Raw genomic sequence first — 15770 nt, 5'->3', positions numbered from 1 at the left:
TCATCAGAAACCGAAAGCCGTACAAACAGTGAAGCTGACACTGGTCATCGGGGAAAAACCCCTACCAGCGCGATATACAGACATTCAATCCGTCGAAACGAACCAAACCGCCCACATATCTCTTCAGTTATCCATCAATGTCAAAGAACAAAACAACCAAGACCCAAAAACCAGACCATAACGCCAATCTCTCAGCGCCACCGCCCAATCAAAAACCTCAGATGCCCCCAGTCTCTCCCGAGCGTCTCCGCAGCTTCCACCGCGTCCCAGCACCTCAGCAGCGCCGGTGAAGGGGTATTTACGGATTAGGTCTGGGACCTGCAACCCCCAATTTTAAAAAACTTCACATTTCCGACCACCTTCCTCTTCACCTTAATAAAAACAACAGGTTAGCTTAACAAATCCTCCCGAGAACTCACAAAAAAGAGGTTTATAGAAAGAGAAAGAACAGTCTCTCGGCGGAATCGTACCCAATGCTTGGTACGCGCCCTGAGCCAGGCGCATGAAAACGCCGCCCGACTCTCCTCGGGCGGCGCAATTTACTGCGATGGTTATAGGGTTACTTCAGATCAAAACGATCCGCGTTCATCACCTTGTTCCAGGCCGAGACGAAATCGCAGACAAATTTGCCGCCTGCGTCGTCCTGACCATAGACCTCGGCCAGTGCCCGCAGCTGCGAGTTCGACCCAAAGACCAAATCCACGCGGGTACCCGTCCACTTCACGTCACCACTTGCGCGGTCGCGGCCTTCATAGACGCCGTCACCGGATGGTTTCCATTCGGTGCCCATATCCAGCAGGTTCACGAAGAAATCGGTGCTGAGCGTGCCGACCCGTTCGGTCAGCACACCATGAGAAGTTCCGTCAAAGTTTGTGCCCAGCACACGCATCCCACCTACAAGCGCAGTCATCTCCGGTGCCGACAGCGTCAGCAGTTGCGCTTTGTCCACTAGCAGGGCCTCGGCCGGAACCGAGTATTCCTTGTGCAGGTAGTTGCGGAAACCGTCCGCTATCGGTTCCATCACCGCGAAAGACTCGACATCCGTCTGCTCTTGCAGAAGCATCGGTGCGGCCGGGGCTAAAGGGAACATCAACGTCATGACCTGCGGCCTTGGCTGCCTTTTCGATGGCAGCACCACCACCCAAGACAATGAGATCGGCCAATGAGACCTTCTTGCCACCAGACTGTGCGTCATTGAACGCTTTCTGAACGCCTTCCAGCGCATCCAGCGCCTTGGACAGTTTCAACGGTTCGTTGACCTCCCAATCCTTCTGCGGGGCCAGACGAACGCGCGCACCGTTGGCACCGCCACGCATATCCGATCCCCTGAAGGTCGAGGCCGAAGCCCAAGCGGTCGACACCAGATCTGAGACAGACAATCCCGTCGCGAGTATCTTGGCTTTCAGATCGGCTACATCAGCGTCGTCAATAAGCGCGTGATCCACGGCCGGGACGTTGTCTTGCCAAATAAGCTCTTCGCTGGGTGCCTCGGCTCCCAGATAACGCGCACGCGGACCCATGTCGCGGTGGGTCAGTTTGAACCACGCGCGGGCAAAGGCATCGGCAAATTCGTCCGGGTTTTCGTGGAAGCGCTTCGAGATCGGGCCATAGATCGGGTCCATGCGCATCGCCATATCGGCGGTGGTCATCATAGTCTTGACCTTTTTCGATGGATCACCCGCTGCCGGGGCCATGTCCTCTTCCTTGACCCCAACAGGTTCCCAGATCCACGCGCCCGCTGGGCTCTTGGTCAGGTTCCAGTCGTAGCCAAACAGCAGGTCGAAGTAACCGTTGTCCCACTTGGTCGGGTTTGCGGTCCAGGCACCCTCGATGCCGCTGGTGGTGGTATCATCACCCTTGCCGCTGCCAAAGTCGTTGATCCAGCCAAAGCCCATCGCCTCCATCGGGGCGGCCTCGGGTTCGGGACCGACAAGACCGGGATCACCGGCGCCGTGGGCCTTACCAAAGGTGTGACCACCCGCAACCAAAGCAACGGTTTCTTCGTCATTCATCGCCATTCGGCCAAAGGTGTCGCGAATATCGCGACCTGAAGCCAAGGCATCTGGCTGACCATCTGGACCTTCGGGATTCACATAGATCAGACCCATTTGCACAGCGGCCAACGGGTTTTCCAGATCACGTTCGCCCGAATAGCGGCTGTGCGGGTTCTCGGTTGGGGCCAGCCACTCGGTCTCGGCACCCCAATAAATGTCTTCTTCGGGTGCCCAGATGTCTTCACGACCACCGGAGAATCCAAATGTTGTACCGCCCATGGATTCGATCGCGCAGTTGCCCGCCAATATGTAAAGGTCAGCCCACGAGATCTGGTTGCCGTACTTCTGCTTGATCGGCCAAAGCAGACGGCGCGCCTTGTCCAGGTTGCCATTGTCCGGCCAGCTGTTCAGCGGAGCGAACCGCTGATTGCCAGTCGATGCGCCACCGCGGCCATCTGCCGTGCGGTAGGTGCCCGCTGCGTGCCAGGCCATACGAATGAACAAACCGCCATAGTGCCCATAATCTGCGGGCCACCAATCTTGCGAATCCGTCATCAGCGCATAGAGGTCTTCCTTCAGTGCCTTCAGGTCGAGCTTCTTGAACTCTTCGGCATAGTCGAATATCTCGCCCATCGGGTTCGATGCAGGGCTATGCTGATGCAAAATCGACAGGTTCAGTTGGTTCGGCCACCAATCCCGGTTGGACCGGGCCTCGGCGCCATGCATTACCGGGCATTTGCCCATGTTGGGGGTATCACTTCCGTCCATATCGATCTCCAGTCCTGGCTAGATGTGTGCGTCGCGCGGTTAACTTTGAAACGAGAAACAGGGGTCTTGATTGTTTTTGCGCTCGTCCTTGACAAGGGCGTTACGCGGGATCGCGCAGATCGGCCCTGCCTTCATTGTAGGAAATAGCATTAACGACTCGTTCTTTCTGTTTGGATGTAGATTTAGCAAATCCAAGCCATTCATATAAGTTTTGTTTTTTGATGATATTGATAATCCAGAGCTATCACTTGAGCGTCTACGCGCGGCCTGACCCTGAAGCGCATGATTACGATTGCACCACCAAGCTTCACCGTGCCTCGCAAGTCGGGCACGAGAGAGAGTGGACGCAAATAAGCTTACGATGATGGCCGCGCATGAAACGACTGAACTGAGTCTAACGCAAAACGGATTGACCGGCCCAGATTCAGTGGCCACTGACCTTCTTATAAAGGGCCGATTTATAGCCGAAGGGAATTCCCAATACCCCGACAAGCCACCCAACCGTTCGGGCGATCTGGATCAATCGCCGATCTGGTTGGAACGGAAACAGAAGGATTGCCCCTAACAGCGCCAACAAGCGGAAGGGGGTGCTCAAAAACCCCAAGATCGCCCTTGTTGGCTTCTGATCAAGCTTACGGCGCATATGGGTGTTGGACTGGTCCCTTCCCCGGGCGGTCTGATACCAGAATGACAACCTTTCAGGAGGAATGGTCTCGTACACAAAAGCGTCGGGCACCCAGCCGACCGGTAAGCCTGCAGCAACGGTCTCGGCATAAAACTTTGCATCCGTCCCCCCGGTCATCCGCATGGTTTCATCGAACCAAAGGCCGGTTTCGCTGAACAGACGTGTCTCGCCCAGCCAGTTATTTGTCACGATGGTCACGCCACCGGTACCGTTCAACGTGGCTTTCTTTGCAGCCGCGTTTTCCTTGTCGAGGTAACGATTGCTGATATTGCGCAACATCAGCCGCTGAATCGCGGTCTCCTGCCCCGATGGCCCCGCCGCACGAAGCGGAGCGCCCATTAGCACGGCAGAGCTGTTGCGATACCCGGCGACCAACCGTTCAAGCCAATCGACCGCCACCACCTCGTCATCATCGACAAAACAGAGCAGATCCGAGCCATTCTCCAACGCTTCGCGCGCGGCTCGGTTGCGTCCGAACGGGATGCCGAGTTCGGTCTCAAGGACATAGTTCAGACTTGCTCCATTAGGCAGCTTCTCCCCTACTGCCTGCACGGTACCTTCGCTGAGCGCTGCGCTGTCGTTTTCCACCACCAAACATCGCACCGAGCAGTCGGGCGGCAGCTTCATCTCTCCCCAGCTTCGAATCAAAGCGGCCAGCATCTCGGGCCGCTGCCGGGTCAGGGTCGAAACGGTAATGTTCAGCGGGACAGAGCGGTCTTTCATCGAAATCCCATACAATCCGTGCCGGTTTCTTGGCAAGGCGCGGTGATCAAGTGGCATCCTTCTGATGCTGCATCAGTGCTTCCAACCCTACACGGTAGTTCGGATAGAGCAATGAGACGCCCAGTTCATCCTTGATCCTGTCATTCCGAACGCGCTTGTTCTCATTATAGAAACTGCGCGCCATCGGGGTCAGATCAGCCTCATCAAACGGAACAGCAGGTGGCATCGGCAGACCTTGCAATTCGGCGGCATAGCCGATCACATCCTGCGGCGGCACCGGTTCATCATCACAGACATTGTAGATCGCACCCGGATTGGGTTTGGCCATCGACGCGATCAAAACCTGTGCAATGTCGTCAACATGAATGCGCGAAAACACCTGGCCCGGCTTGATGATCCGCCGCAACCCACCGCGTTTCAGCTTTGAAAACGGCCCGCGACCCGGCCCGTAAATCCCTGCCAGTCGGAAGATATGCAAGGGCAGGCCCGGAATGCCGCCCCATTGCTCCTCGGCACGCACGCGCCAACGGCCACGTTCAGCCGTCGGTGTGGCGGGCGTCGTCTCATCCACCCAGCCTCCCTGGTGATCCCCGTAAACGGCTGTGGTCGAAAGGTAGCCGACCCATTTGAACTGTCCGATCCGCGCGGCGATCTCATCCTTCAATTCCGCCAGCACCGGATCACCATCGGCTGTGGGTGCTGTAGAGACAAGCAGATGCGTCACCCCATCCAGATCAGGCCGATCCCCCGGCCAGACCCAAGGCTCGGCGCCCGAGTCGCGGATTGTCTCAAGTTGCTGGGAATCACGCGTGGTTCCGATGACCCGCCATGTGGTTGGATCCAGTTGCCTCGATATCGCTCGGGCAGAATAGCCGTGGCCGAAGGAGAATAGTGTCTGTGTCATGGTCCCTTTGATGATCTGCCCGGCACGTGGATGCAAGCGCCGGATGGACGCACTTGATTCGAATCCTCTGATGCGCATTCATTGAGAAATGACCAAAAAGACACCTGACTTGCACGCAGCCTACTCCCTGAAATCGCCCGAGGAGAACAAGCGCCTTTATGCGGAATGGGCAGGGGAATATGACGACAGTTTCGCAGCGCTTGAGGACTATCAACTCCACAACCACACGGCACGCGCTTTTGTGGGTGCAGGCGGACAAGGCCCGGTATTGGATGTAGGCGCGGGCACGGGGTTATGCGGAGCGATTCTGGCCGGGTTGGGCGTGGGTCCGATCGACGCCACCGATATCAGTGCCGAGATGCTGGACGAGGCGATGCGCAAGGATATCTATCGCGACGCGATCGAAGCCGATCTCAATCAGGGCCTGCCGGTTCCGCGCGGCAGCTATGCCGGTGTCGTCTCGTCCGGAACGTTCACCCATGGCCATCTTGGGCCAGAAGTTTTGCCAGCGCTCTTGCGCGTCGCACGCCACGGTGCGCAGTTCGCCCTGTCGATCAACGCAAAACACTTTGAGGCGCTCGGGTTCGCCGATACCTTCCGCCGCCTCGAAGCGGATCAGATCAGAGACTTATCGTTAACGCAGGTCCGGATTTATGGCGATCTTGCTGCCGGCCCTAACAAAGATGACGTCGCTTTGATCGCGTTGTTTGAGAAAACCTGACCAAAGCTCTGCGTAGGTCATATACGGACCTATGCAGAACTCGGCGGGGCAGAACGCCCTCGTGATCTAAGTATACATCTGCTTCTTGAAAGCCCGTGTCCGCGTTGTCGCCTCGGCTGAACCATCATGATAAGTGCCGAACCACTTGTCGAACGGAATCTCGGATGTGCCGTAGTTACACTCGAAATACCGGTGATGAAGCTGGTGGAAGAAGTCCCCTGCCCGCGCGGCATCCGTTTCACCAGCCTTCAGCTTTTCGAAACCCGAGTGAGACAGTACAGGGCTGATCTGCTGGAAGTAGGCGTGAAACAGCAGATGCAGCGGATGCGAGGGTACAATCAGATGGATGAAGTAAGTGGTGAAATAGAGAAGGTTTTCATACCAGTGGTTCGATATTCCTGACCATGGTCCGATATTGACGTTGCGATGGTGCACGGCATGAACGTGCTTGTAGAGTTTCGGGTGATGTTCCAATCGGTGCACCCAGTAGAAATGAAGCCCTGACCACATCGGGATGAAAAGCATCCAGATCACGAACCAAACGGGGGCCGTGGCCCAGGTTATCACTGGCGCATAGCCATTCGCCATCGCCCAGTAGATCAGCCACTGATAGACAGTCGCCACAGTCATCGCACTTCCCAGCGTCCACCAGATGTTATCCAAAACCTGATTTCGAAAGGTAAACGACCCATTGTCACGTGTCAGATCGCGCCGGTCGAATTTCTTGTACCTGCCCTGCCCTTTGCGCATGTAAAGCCACCAATGCAGACCTCCTGCTATCATGATCTGAGGCACCATGTTCAGCAGCCAGATACGGAACATCCAGCCGGGCGCGAAACTCTGCATGGTCTCTAATGGAGGTAAAAACACGAAATAGGCGGCAAAAGCCATCACCATGCAAAGCGTCAGCGACGTAAGGGGAAGCCAAGCCCCTTTGTACCAGTTCAGGATAGCCGCAGGACGCGGCGGCCAGTTGAACAAAGGGTTCAAACCGACGGGCCCTTCGGGGCGGTAATTCCATCGGGCGGCTTCTGCATCATGCATATCGGTCATGGCTGAAACTCCTAACAGTGCGCTTCAGGTTGCGTAATCCGAGCCTTCGGCATCCAAAACAGATTTGATTTCGCGTAGATGTGCTTCGGCCTGACCGGGATATTCATCAAGCTCTTGCGCGGTTTTCTCAGCAATCTCATTGGACAGAACGCGCAAAGGTTGCCCGGTTTGAAGAGCGCGAATGTACGTTTCTGCGGCGCGTTCAAAATAATAGAGTCTGTTAAAGGCATCTGCCGGGCTGTCGCCGATCGCCAAAACCCCGTGGTTGCCCATGATCATGACTTTCTTTTTCGGGTCCGACAGCATCGCGGCACAGCGCTCACCTTCGTTTTCAAAAGCCAGACCTCCGAATTCTTCATCGATTACGTAGCGATTGAAGAAAGTTGCGGTGTTCTGATCGATCGGCGGTAAGGTGCTGTCTGCCAGCGAGGCAAGAACCGTCGCAAAAATCGAATGCACGTGCATCACGCAGCGCGCATTTGGGCAATGGCGGTGGATCGATCCGTGCAGCCCCCAAGCCGTTGGGTCCGGTGCGCCGGGCTGATCCATGACATCTTTGTCATTGGCATCAAGCAGCAGCAGATTTGACGCCTTGATACGCGCAAAATGCATCTGGTTGGCATTCATCAGGAACTGCGTGCCGTCTTCATTCACCGCGAGGCTGAAATGGTTCGCCACCCCTTCATGCATGTTCAACCGTTCGGTCCAGCGGAATGCGGCGGCCATGTCCACGCGTTCGGACCAATGATCGATGTTGGGACGCAGGTTTGTAACGCTCATGCCGGGCTCCTTCGCGGGGTATTCAATTTCTGGAAATCGTGCCTTCGCCGCAAACGTTTGACCAACGAAAAAAACAAGCCTAGTTCATTAGTAGAACTACTGGCAGAGTTATAAGCATGCAGAAATCACTTCCTCCGCTCGGCTGGCTGCGCACATTTGAAGCTGCAGCCCGTCATTTATCATTCACCGGGGCGGCGCGGGATTTGAACATGACGCAAAGCGCAGTCAGCCAGCAAATCAAATCACTAGAGGGCTATTTGGGTCAGCCCTTATTCCTACGTCGTCCGCGTGCATTGGAGCTGACCGAAGCTGGTATCACCTATCTGCCGGTCGTGCGTGAAGCCTTTCGAACTCTGGTAAGGGGGACACAAGCCGTCACGGGCGCACAACAAAACGCGGTTCAGGTCCAGAGCAACATCACATTTGCCGTCAACTGGCTGGCTCCGCGCCTACCCCGGTTTCGGGAACTGCATCCGGATGTACATCTGAATATCTTCACTGAGCTCTGGGAGCCGCGCGAAATGGCCGAAGGCGCGGCGGTGGAAATCCGCTATTCGCTGCGCCCAGCCGATACGGTGCGAACGGAATTGCTGCGAACAGATCACTACTATCCTGTCTGTGCCCCCGACTTCCCGGTGACGCTGGAAACTCTGCAGGAACAGCCCCTATTCGACTGTTCAAATTTGTTGTCGAATTGGGAGAGTTGGATCACAGATCAGAGTCTAACTTGGCAAAAACCCAAGGTAACCTATTCGACGACCTATCTGGTCAGCCTGTCGGTTGCGATGGCCGGAGGAGGCTTGTGTTTAGCCCACGACATGATCGCAAAACGGTTGATTGAAGAAGGGCGCCTGATCGCGCCGTTCAACCATCGCGCTGCTATGCCCGAGGCCTATTATCTATTGCTATCGCCCCAAGCCGAGGAAACGCCGGGCGCGTTGGCGTTTGTCGACTGGCTGCGCGCAGAGATTGAAGCCGATCGCCACAACTAATCGCGGGTCGCTCCCACCCATCGTCAATGCCCTTCGGGCCTCTCCTCTGGTTGGGCGTGGCAGCGCTGGCGCGCTGCGGATGGCAGGTTTTGTGATGATTCCATGATACCTTAATAGTGGGGGTTGCACCTTGCGCCGCATTCGGGAAAGTTGGGCCATGGAATACACTCCCTTCCCAAGTTGGCCCGATACCGCCCCTCGTCTCATCGCTGTTGCTGCTGGCCGCGAGGCTGCCGATTTGGTGATCCGTGGCGGCGTCTGGGTCAATGTGCATAGCCGCGAAACCCTGCCTGACCATGACGTGGCGATTGCTGCGGGGCGCGTCGCTTTTGTGGGGCCGGACGCCGCGCATTGTATCGGTCCTGAGACTCAGATCATCGAGGCGCACGGTCGCTATTTGGTGCCGGGGTTATGCGACGCACATATGCATATCGAATCGGGCATGTTGACCCCGGCAGAATTTGCCCGCGCAGTCATTCCGCATGGCACAACTTCGATGTTCACCGACCCGCATGAGATCGCCAATGTGATGGGGTTAGAAGGTGTGCGACTGATGCATGACGAGGCGCTGATGCAGCCGGTGAACATTTTCACTCAGATGCCGTCCTGCGCGCCATCAGCTCCCGGGTTGGAGACGACCGGGTACGAAATCACTGCTGAGGATGTGGCCGAGGCGATGTCGTGGCCCGGTATCATCGGACTGGGCGAGATGATGAACTTTCCCGGTGTCATTCATGGCGATCCGAAAATGTTGGCAGAGATCGCAGCCACACAGCGCGCCGGGAAAATTGTTGGCGGGCACTATGCTTCGCCTGATTTAGGGTCTGATTTCGCGGCATATGTCGCCGGCGGCCCTGCTGATGACCATGAGGGCACCTGCGAGGCAGACGCCATCGCACGTGTCCGTCAGGGAATGCGGTCAATGATGCGGTTGGGGTCGGCTTGGTATGATGTCGAAAGCCAGATTACTGCGGTGACTGAAAAAGGGCTGGACCCGCGCAACTTCATCTTGTGCACCGACGACTGCCATTCGGGAACGCTGGTAAATGACGGACACATGAACCGCGTAGTGCGACATGCGATTGCCTGTGGTTGCGATCCTCTGGTTGCGCTGCAAATGGCGACGATCAACACGGCGACCCATTTTGGGTTGGAACGCGAGATCGGCTCGATCACACCCGGGCGGCGCGCTGACATTATCCTGAGTTCTGATCTGGTAGAGCTTCCGATCGAAACCGTGGTTGCGCGCGGTCAGATTGTGGCTGAAAACGGGACGGTAACGGTCGAATGCCCGCATCTGAACTGGCCCGCTAAGGCGCGAAATACCGTACACCTAGGGCATGCGCTGACCTCGACAGACTTTGAAATCGCAGCCCCTGCCGGAGCGAACCGTGTCACGGCCAACGTGATCGGGGTGGTTGAAAACCAAGCTCCAACGCAAGCGTTGAAATCCGAGCTACCGATTATCGAAGGGCTTGTTGAAGGCGAAGGCGATGTGTGCCAAATCGCATTGGTCGAACGGCATCGCGCTACCGGAGGTGTGACCAACGCCTTTGTCTCGGGCTTTGGGTATCAAGGCAAAATGGCCATGGCCTCGACCGTTGCGCATGACAGCCACCATATGATTGTTGTCGGCACCGACCGTGAACAGATGGCGCTGGCAGCGAACAGGCTGGCCGAAGTGGGCGGAGGCATCACAATCTTTCGCGATGGCGAGGAACTGGCCTTGGTGGAACTGCCGATCGCAGGCCTGATGTCCGACAACCCAGCGACTGAGGTTGCCGCCAAAGCAGAACAAATGGTCGAGGCGATGAAGACCTGCGGCTGTCAGCTTAACAACGCATATATGCAGCATTCTCTGCTGGCCCTGGTTGTGATTCCTGAACTGCGGATCTCGGACCTTGGGCTGGTGGACGTACGTACATTCGAAAAGATCGACCTTCTGGAACCCCTTGCATGACTACTATCCGAACACCTGACGTTCCCAACCCCGAGAAATTTAGCGATCCGCTTGCAGCTGTCGCACGTTTAGAAGAGCTCTATGAACAGGCGACAAAATTCCTGTGCGATAGGTTTGCAAATGCACTTAAGAACGGCGCTCCTACCGAGAGGTTCCGGGCGTTCTACCCCGAAATTCGGATCAGGACCTCGTCTTACGCGCAGGTCGACAGTCGGCTGAGCTTCGGTCACGTGTCCGAACCAGGTACTCATGCCACGACAGTGACGCGCCCCGATCTGTTCCGGTCCTACCTTACCCAGCAAATCGCGCTATTGATCAAGAACCACGATCAGCCGGTCACAATCGGCGCCTCGGAAACGCCGATCCCGGTCCATTTCGCTGTCGCCAATAACCCGGATCTGGTTGTCCCGCATCAGGGTGCAGCTGGGTTCACTCTGCGCGATGCGTTTGATGTACCGGACCTGAATACAACAAACGACGATATCGTGAATGGCGTGCACGAGCTGGAAAACGAAGCGGGACCCCTTGCGCTCTTCACAGCCCAGCGGGTGGACTATTCGTTGGCAAGGCTTTCGCATTACACCGCGACTGACCCCGGTCATTTCCAGAACCACGTGCTGTTCACCAACTACCAGTTCTATGTCTCGGAATTTGAGAGCTACGCACGGGCGCAACTGGCCGATCCCAACAGCGGCTATACCAGCTTCGTCTCGACCGGGAATGTCGAGATCACGGATGCCGAAGCCGTACTGGAACAGCCCCTTAAACTGCCGCAAATGCCAACCTACCACCTGAAACGCGCGGATGGGTCTGGGATCACGCTGGTCAATATCGGCGTCGGGCCATCGAATGCCAAAACAGCCACCGACCACATTGCGGTTCTGCGCCCGCACGCCTGGTTGATGGTCGGCCACTGCGCCGGTCTGCGCAACACGCAGGCGCTTGGGGATTTCGTACTGGCACATGCCTACCTGCGCGAGGACAAAGTGCTGGACGACGACCTGCCCGTCTGGGTGCCGATCCCACCGCTGGCCGAAGTCCAGGTCGCGCTGGAACAGGCTGTGGCCGAGGTAACCGAGTTGGAAGGCTACGAGCTGAAACGTATCATGCGAACAGGTACAGTCGCCTCGGTCGATAACCGCAATTGGGAGCTTCGCGATCAGTCCGGCCCGGTGCAACGACTCAGCCAGTCCCGTGCGATTGCGCTGGATATGGAAAGTGCAACAATCGCAGCCAACGGTTATCGGTTCCGCGTTCCTTACGGCACCTTGCTGTGCGTCTCGGATAAGCCCTTGCATGGTGAATTAAAGCTTCCCGGCATGGCTTCGGCGTTCTATACCACTCAGGTCAGTCGTCATTTGGCGATCGGAATCCGGGCGATGGAGCACTTGCGCGGCATGCCGCTGGAACGGTTACACAGCCGGAAATTGCGTTCGTTTGACGAAACGGCCTTTCTCTGAAGCAAAAAAGCAACGAATTTCCCCTATTTTTGGGGTTTTTAGTGCTACTATTCGTTGTGTTCAGCCACAATATCCCGTTACAGTTACGCGGTGAGGCCCTATAGATCGGGCACGTTAAGGAGACCAAGAAATGGCAAAGCCTATGACAAAGACTCAGCTGGTGGCTGCTCTCGCTGAGGAAATGGGAACTGACAAGAAATCCGCAAATGCTGCGCTGGAGGCCATGACCGGCCTGATCACTCGCGAAGTTTCGGCCGGTGGTGCCGTCACCCTGCCCGGCGTTGGCAAAATCTACTGCCGCGAGCGCCCCGAGCGCATGGTGCGCAACCCCGCCACCGGCGAGCAGTTCAAGAAAGAAGCCGACAAAGTGGTCAAAATGACCATCGCGAAAGCTCTGAAAGACAGCGTCAACGGCTAATTCGCCGAAGACAGATCGCAAGATCGAAGGGGTCGCCACCGGGCGGCCCTTTTTTGCCTGAATAAGCTATGTAAACATCTGATTAATATCGAGTTTTTGCAGCTATCGCCATAGTTGTGTCATATTCCTCATCCACTCGCTTAATGGGAAGTATTATTGAGGAATCTCGATTTTTGGCACGATATCAAACCACTGAATTCGATACAGAAAATCAATTCGACTGGGCAAGCATCCAATACACGATTGAAGACGATGTTGTCGTTGCAACGCGGACGACTTTTGATGCCGGATACGAGGTCTTCGGGACTTACGAAGACGGCGTTTTGCGTCAGGAATTTTATGTCGGAACAGAAGAGGCATTGGGCTTTGATAATCGGTTCATTGACTATGACGCCAATGGCATAATGACCGAACGCGGAACGGTTTATCCAGACAGTATCCGCGTGACCGAGACCTTTCAAAATGGTGTTCCGAATGAGATTCTCATCCAAGATGGGTTTTTCGGAGACGGTGCAAAACCCTGGGACCAGATCGTTCTACGCTATGATGCGTCGGGCAATATCGTAGGCCGCACGATAACAAACGATAATGGTGCCCGGACGGTTGAAGCCTTCGCGCCCGGTCATTTCAGTACTGTTCAGGACTTTCTACAAACCAAATCCTGGGATCGGATCGACACGTTCTTCGATGTCAACGGAGAGACAACCGGACGGACGACCACCTATGACAATGGAATTGTCAAACAGGAAACGTGGGCAGACGGACAGCATAGCAACGTAACGCAGACAGACGGAAGCGACATAAAGTCGTGGGAAACCATCAGCACCTCATTTGATGGCAGTGGAAAGAAATCTGAAAGACAACGACATATGACAATGGAGTCGTGAAACACGAGGTCTGGTCAGATGGCCAGCGCGTCAGCATCAGCCAGACCGATGAGCTGGAAGCGAAATCCTGGGATCTCGATCACGACCACCTATCAGGACGGACAAATCTCGGAACGTCGGCTGGAGAAAGATAATGGGGACGTAACCGTTACACTTTATGCGGATGGAAAACGTTCTGACGTGCTGCAACTGGACGGGGACGACAGTGCTTCTTGGGCATTGAAGGTCACCAGCTATCCAGACGCAGGCGGGAAAGAGATTTCTTTGTATGAAAAGGTCGAGGACATCCCTGAATCCTTGCTCCAATACTTCCCGGAACTGACCGCGCCTGACCCGCTTGAAGAGTTCGTGCTGGATTTCAATGACGGAACCCGCATCAATGACAGTGATCAGGTGCTGAATGGTGCATTTATTGCAAGTGTTAGCAAAGGGCAGAGCAACACTGATGGTATTCTAACCCCATACGAATACGGTGGCTCAAACCCCGACCCCGACCTGGAGGCGTTCAATTCCTGGGGGGCAACTGTCGGCTTCTCGAAAAGCGATGGCGAAGAATTCAACTTCAACAGCGTTTCCTTGGCCAATGCTTCCAGATCGGACACCACGTATATACCTGAATCGAACTGGGCAAACCAAGTCACTATCAATGCCTATAATGGCGATGAGCTGGTGCACTCTGCAGAGGTCGATCTGACATTCGATCACGTCACACACGAGTTTGACTGGCGCGATATTGATCACGTCGAGTTCGTTGCATCGGGAGGTGAAATTACCAATGACCATGTCGAGAACGCGGGTTGGTTCTCGATGGACGATCTTAGCTTTTTCGCCTGAATCAAGCGACAAGCTGAATCATAATGATGAGCAGCGCTTTTCTACAAAAGCTCTGCTCATTCTCATTGCGCGCAAGCTCATTGATGCCAACTATCGGGCGACCCCGCTATTCGACGCAATGGGTCCTTGCAGCTCATGTTAAAATCAGGAACAGTCGCCCGAATTTCATCAGGAGGCCGTAATGGACCTGCGCGCCATCGCCATGGGGCTTGTTTTCGCCCTCATCTGGTCTTCGGCCTTCAGCTCGGCGCGGATCATCGTTGCCGATGCCTCGCCTTTGTTCTCGTTGGCGCTGCGATTTCTGATTTCGGGACTAATTGGCGTGGCGATCGCACGCGCCATGGGGCAAAGCTGGCGCCTGACTCGCAACCAATGGCGCGCCACTATTCTGTTCGGAATCTGCCAAAATGCCCTTTATTTGGGTCTAAACTTCTATGCGATGCAGACAGTCGAGGCTTCGGTCGCGGCGATCATCGCCTCGACTATGCCCCTGCTGGTAGCCCTAGCCGGCTGGCTGCTATTGGGTGAGCGGATACGCCCGCTGGGCATCGTCGGCTTGCTGGCAGGTTTTGTCGGTGTCGCGCTAATCATGGGTAGCCGGATTAACGCTGGTGTCGATCTGTTCGGGGTTCTGCTCTGCGGAATCGGGGCGCTGGCGCTGACCTTTGCCACCTTGGCTGTTCGGGGGGCGACTTCGGGCGGTAACTTCATGATGGTGGTTGGGCTGCAGATGCTTATCGGATCGGCGGTGCTGTTTCTCGCCGCCCCGGTGTTCGAGTCTATTCATATCCACGCCACACTGCCTTTTATGCTGGCTTTTACCTACACCACGCTATTCCCGGGCCTTCTGGCAACTTTCATCTGGTTCCTGCTACTGGATCGCATCGGCCCGATCCGTGCAGCAACGTTCCATTTCCTCAACCCGGTATTCGGCGTGACCATCGCCGCCATTTTACTGGGTGAGAAGTTGGGCCCATTGGATGCGGTGGGGGTTCTGATCACAACGCTGGGAATTCTTGCCGTACAGCTGTCGCGCGAACCCGGTCAGCGCAGTAACGCCTCGACCTGATCTATCAATTTAGGCGCATTTGGCTTGGTGCTTGACCCATAGGTGGCAACGACCTCACCCTCGGGGCCAATAAGCACTTTGTTAAAGTTCCATTTCGGGACAAAGCCAGTCTGCGCAGCAACAGCTCGGTAAAACGGATGGGCATCCGAACCTTTCACTGGAGTGATATCCGTCATCGGAAGCGTAAGGTCATAATTTAGTTCGCAAAAATTCTTGACCTCTTTCGACGACGCCAGCTCTTGTTTGAACGAATTCGACGGGACCGCCAGTACCACCAGCCCGCGTACTTCATATGTTTCGTGCAGCTCCTGCAACGCTGCGTATTGTCCGGTAAAGCCGCAAAGCGACGCCGTGTTGACCACAAGCACGGGCTGTCCGCGCCAGTCTTCCAGTGATAATGTCCCGCCATCGATTGATGAAAATTCGCCCGTCAGTGGTGCCGCCTGAAGGGCTTTGCCCAACAAGATCAGAGCAGTCAACAGAGCCATACGGAACATCACTTCACCTCCTGTTATAAATCAT

At 55.7% G+C, this 15770-nt stretch carries 13 protein-coding genes and 1 pseudogene; 8 read left to right on the top strand and 6 right to left on the bottom strand.

The annotated features are described in order from the left end of the window. Positions 1-559: 559 nt before the first annotated feature. The 3 genes and pseudogenes from katG to AC1DFB_RS15990 form a co-directional block, all read right to left on the bottom strand. Positions 560-2762, bottom strand: a pseudogene (gene katG, locus AC1DFB_RS16000) (catalase/peroxidase HPI). Positions 2763-3186: 424 nt separating this feature from the next. Further along, positions 3187-4170 carry a glycosyltransferase family 2 protein gene (locus AC1DFB_RS15995; RefSeq protein WP_480921654.1) on the bottom strand — a complete coding sequence of 328 codons (984 nt, stop codon included), beginning with the start codon at positions 4168-4170 and terminating at the stop codon, positions 3187-3189. Positions 4171-4216: 46 nt separating this feature from the next. Beyond that, a complete protein-coding gene (locus tag AC1DFB_RS15990; RefSeq protein WP_170408734.1) occupies positions 4217-5074 on the bottom strand; it encodes an SDR family oxidoreductase in 858 nt (285 codons plus the stop codon). A gap of 88 nt (positions 5075-5162) precedes the next feature. Between AC1DFB_RS15990 and AC1DFB_RS15985 the strand changes: the two genes are divergently transcribed. Next, positions 5163-5795, top strand: coding sequence for a class I SAM-dependent methyltransferase (locus AC1DFB_RS15985; protein WP_170598618.1), 633 nt, complete (start codon positions 5163-5165; stop codon positions 5793-5795). Between the two features lie 66 nt (positions 5796-5861). Here AC1DFB_RS15985 and AC1DFB_RS15980 read toward each other — a convergent pair whose 3' ends face one another. After that, a complete protein-coding gene (locus tag AC1DFB_RS15980) occupies positions 5862-6848 on the bottom strand; it encodes a sterol desaturase family protein (RefSeq protein ID WP_480921653.1) in 987 nt (328 codons plus the stop codon). A 24-nt stretch (positions 6849-6872) separates the two neighbouring features. Continuing rightward, the gene (locus tag AC1DFB_RS15975) at positions 6873-7628 is read right to left on the bottom strand and encodes a class II aldolase and adducin N-terminal domain-containing protein (RefSeq protein ID WP_480921652.1); all 756 of its coding nucleotides are present in this window, start codon (positions 7626-7628) and stop codon (positions 6873-6875) included. Positions 7629-7744: 116 nt separating this feature from the next. Between AC1DFB_RS15975 and AC1DFB_RS15970 the strand changes: the two genes are divergently transcribed. From AC1DFB_RS15970 to AC1DFB_RS15940, 7 genes are all read left to right on the top strand, one after another. Then, positions 7745-8620 (top strand): LysR family transcriptional regulator, encoded by an 876-nt coding sequence (locus tag AC1DFB_RS15970; protein ID WP_170399135.1) that lies wholly within the window; start codon positions 7745-7747, stop codon positions 8618-8620. Between the two features lie 157 nt (positions 8621-8777). After that, positions 8778-10580 (top strand): adenine deaminase, encoded by a 1803-nt coding sequence (ade, locus tag AC1DFB_RS15965; protein ID WP_480921651.1) that lies wholly within the window; start codon positions 8778-8780, stop codon positions 10578-10580. Further along, positions 10577-12040, top strand: a complete 1464-nt coding sequence (locus AC1DFB_RS15960) for an AMP nucleosidase (protein ID WP_170737318.1) — start codon at positions 10577-10579, stop codon at positions 12038-12040. The genes ade and AC1DFB_RS15960 overlap by 4 nt, the downstream gene beginning before the upstream one ends. Positions 12041-12170: 130 nt before the next feature. After that, the gene (locus tag AC1DFB_RS15955) at positions 12171-12458 is read left to right on the top strand and encodes an HU family DNA-binding protein (protein ID WP_010442901.1); all 288 of its coding nucleotides are present in this window, start codon (positions 12171-12173) and stop codon (positions 12456-12458) included. A 173-nt stretch (positions 12459-12631) separates the two neighbouring features. After that, complete coding sequence (locus tag AC1DFB_RS15950; RefSeq protein ID WP_170408740.1) at positions 12632-13345, top strand: hypothetical protein; 714 nt, start codon at positions 12632-12634, stop codon at positions 13343-13345. A 48-nt stretch (positions 13346-13393) separates the two neighbouring features. Then, complete coding sequence (locus AC1DFB_RS15945; RefSeq protein ID WP_480921650.1) at positions 13394-14179, top strand: hypothetical protein; 786 nt, start codon at positions 13394-13396, stop codon at positions 14177-14179. A 181-nt stretch (positions 14180-14360) separates the two neighbouring features. Further along, positions 14361-15248 carry a DMT family transporter gene (locus AC1DFB_RS15940; protein ID WP_170399146.1) on the top strand — a complete coding sequence of 296 codons (888 nt, stop codon included), beginning with the start codon at positions 14361-14363 and terminating at the stop codon, positions 15246-15248. Here the strand turns inward: AC1DFB_RS15940 and AC1DFB_RS15935 are convergent. Next, entirely contained in the window at positions 15224-15745 is a 522-nt protein-coding gene (locus tag AC1DFB_RS15935) for a glutathione peroxidase (RefSeq protein ID WP_480763828.1), read from the bottom strand. The genes AC1DFB_RS15940 and AC1DFB_RS15935 overlap by 25 nt on opposite strands. Positions 15746-15770 lie beyond the last annotated feature (25 nt).

Source organism: Ruegeria sp. S84 (genome assembly GCF_056583445.1).
Note: the sequence above shows the minus strand (reverse complement) of the source record. Positions and strands in the feature narration are given on the sequence as shown.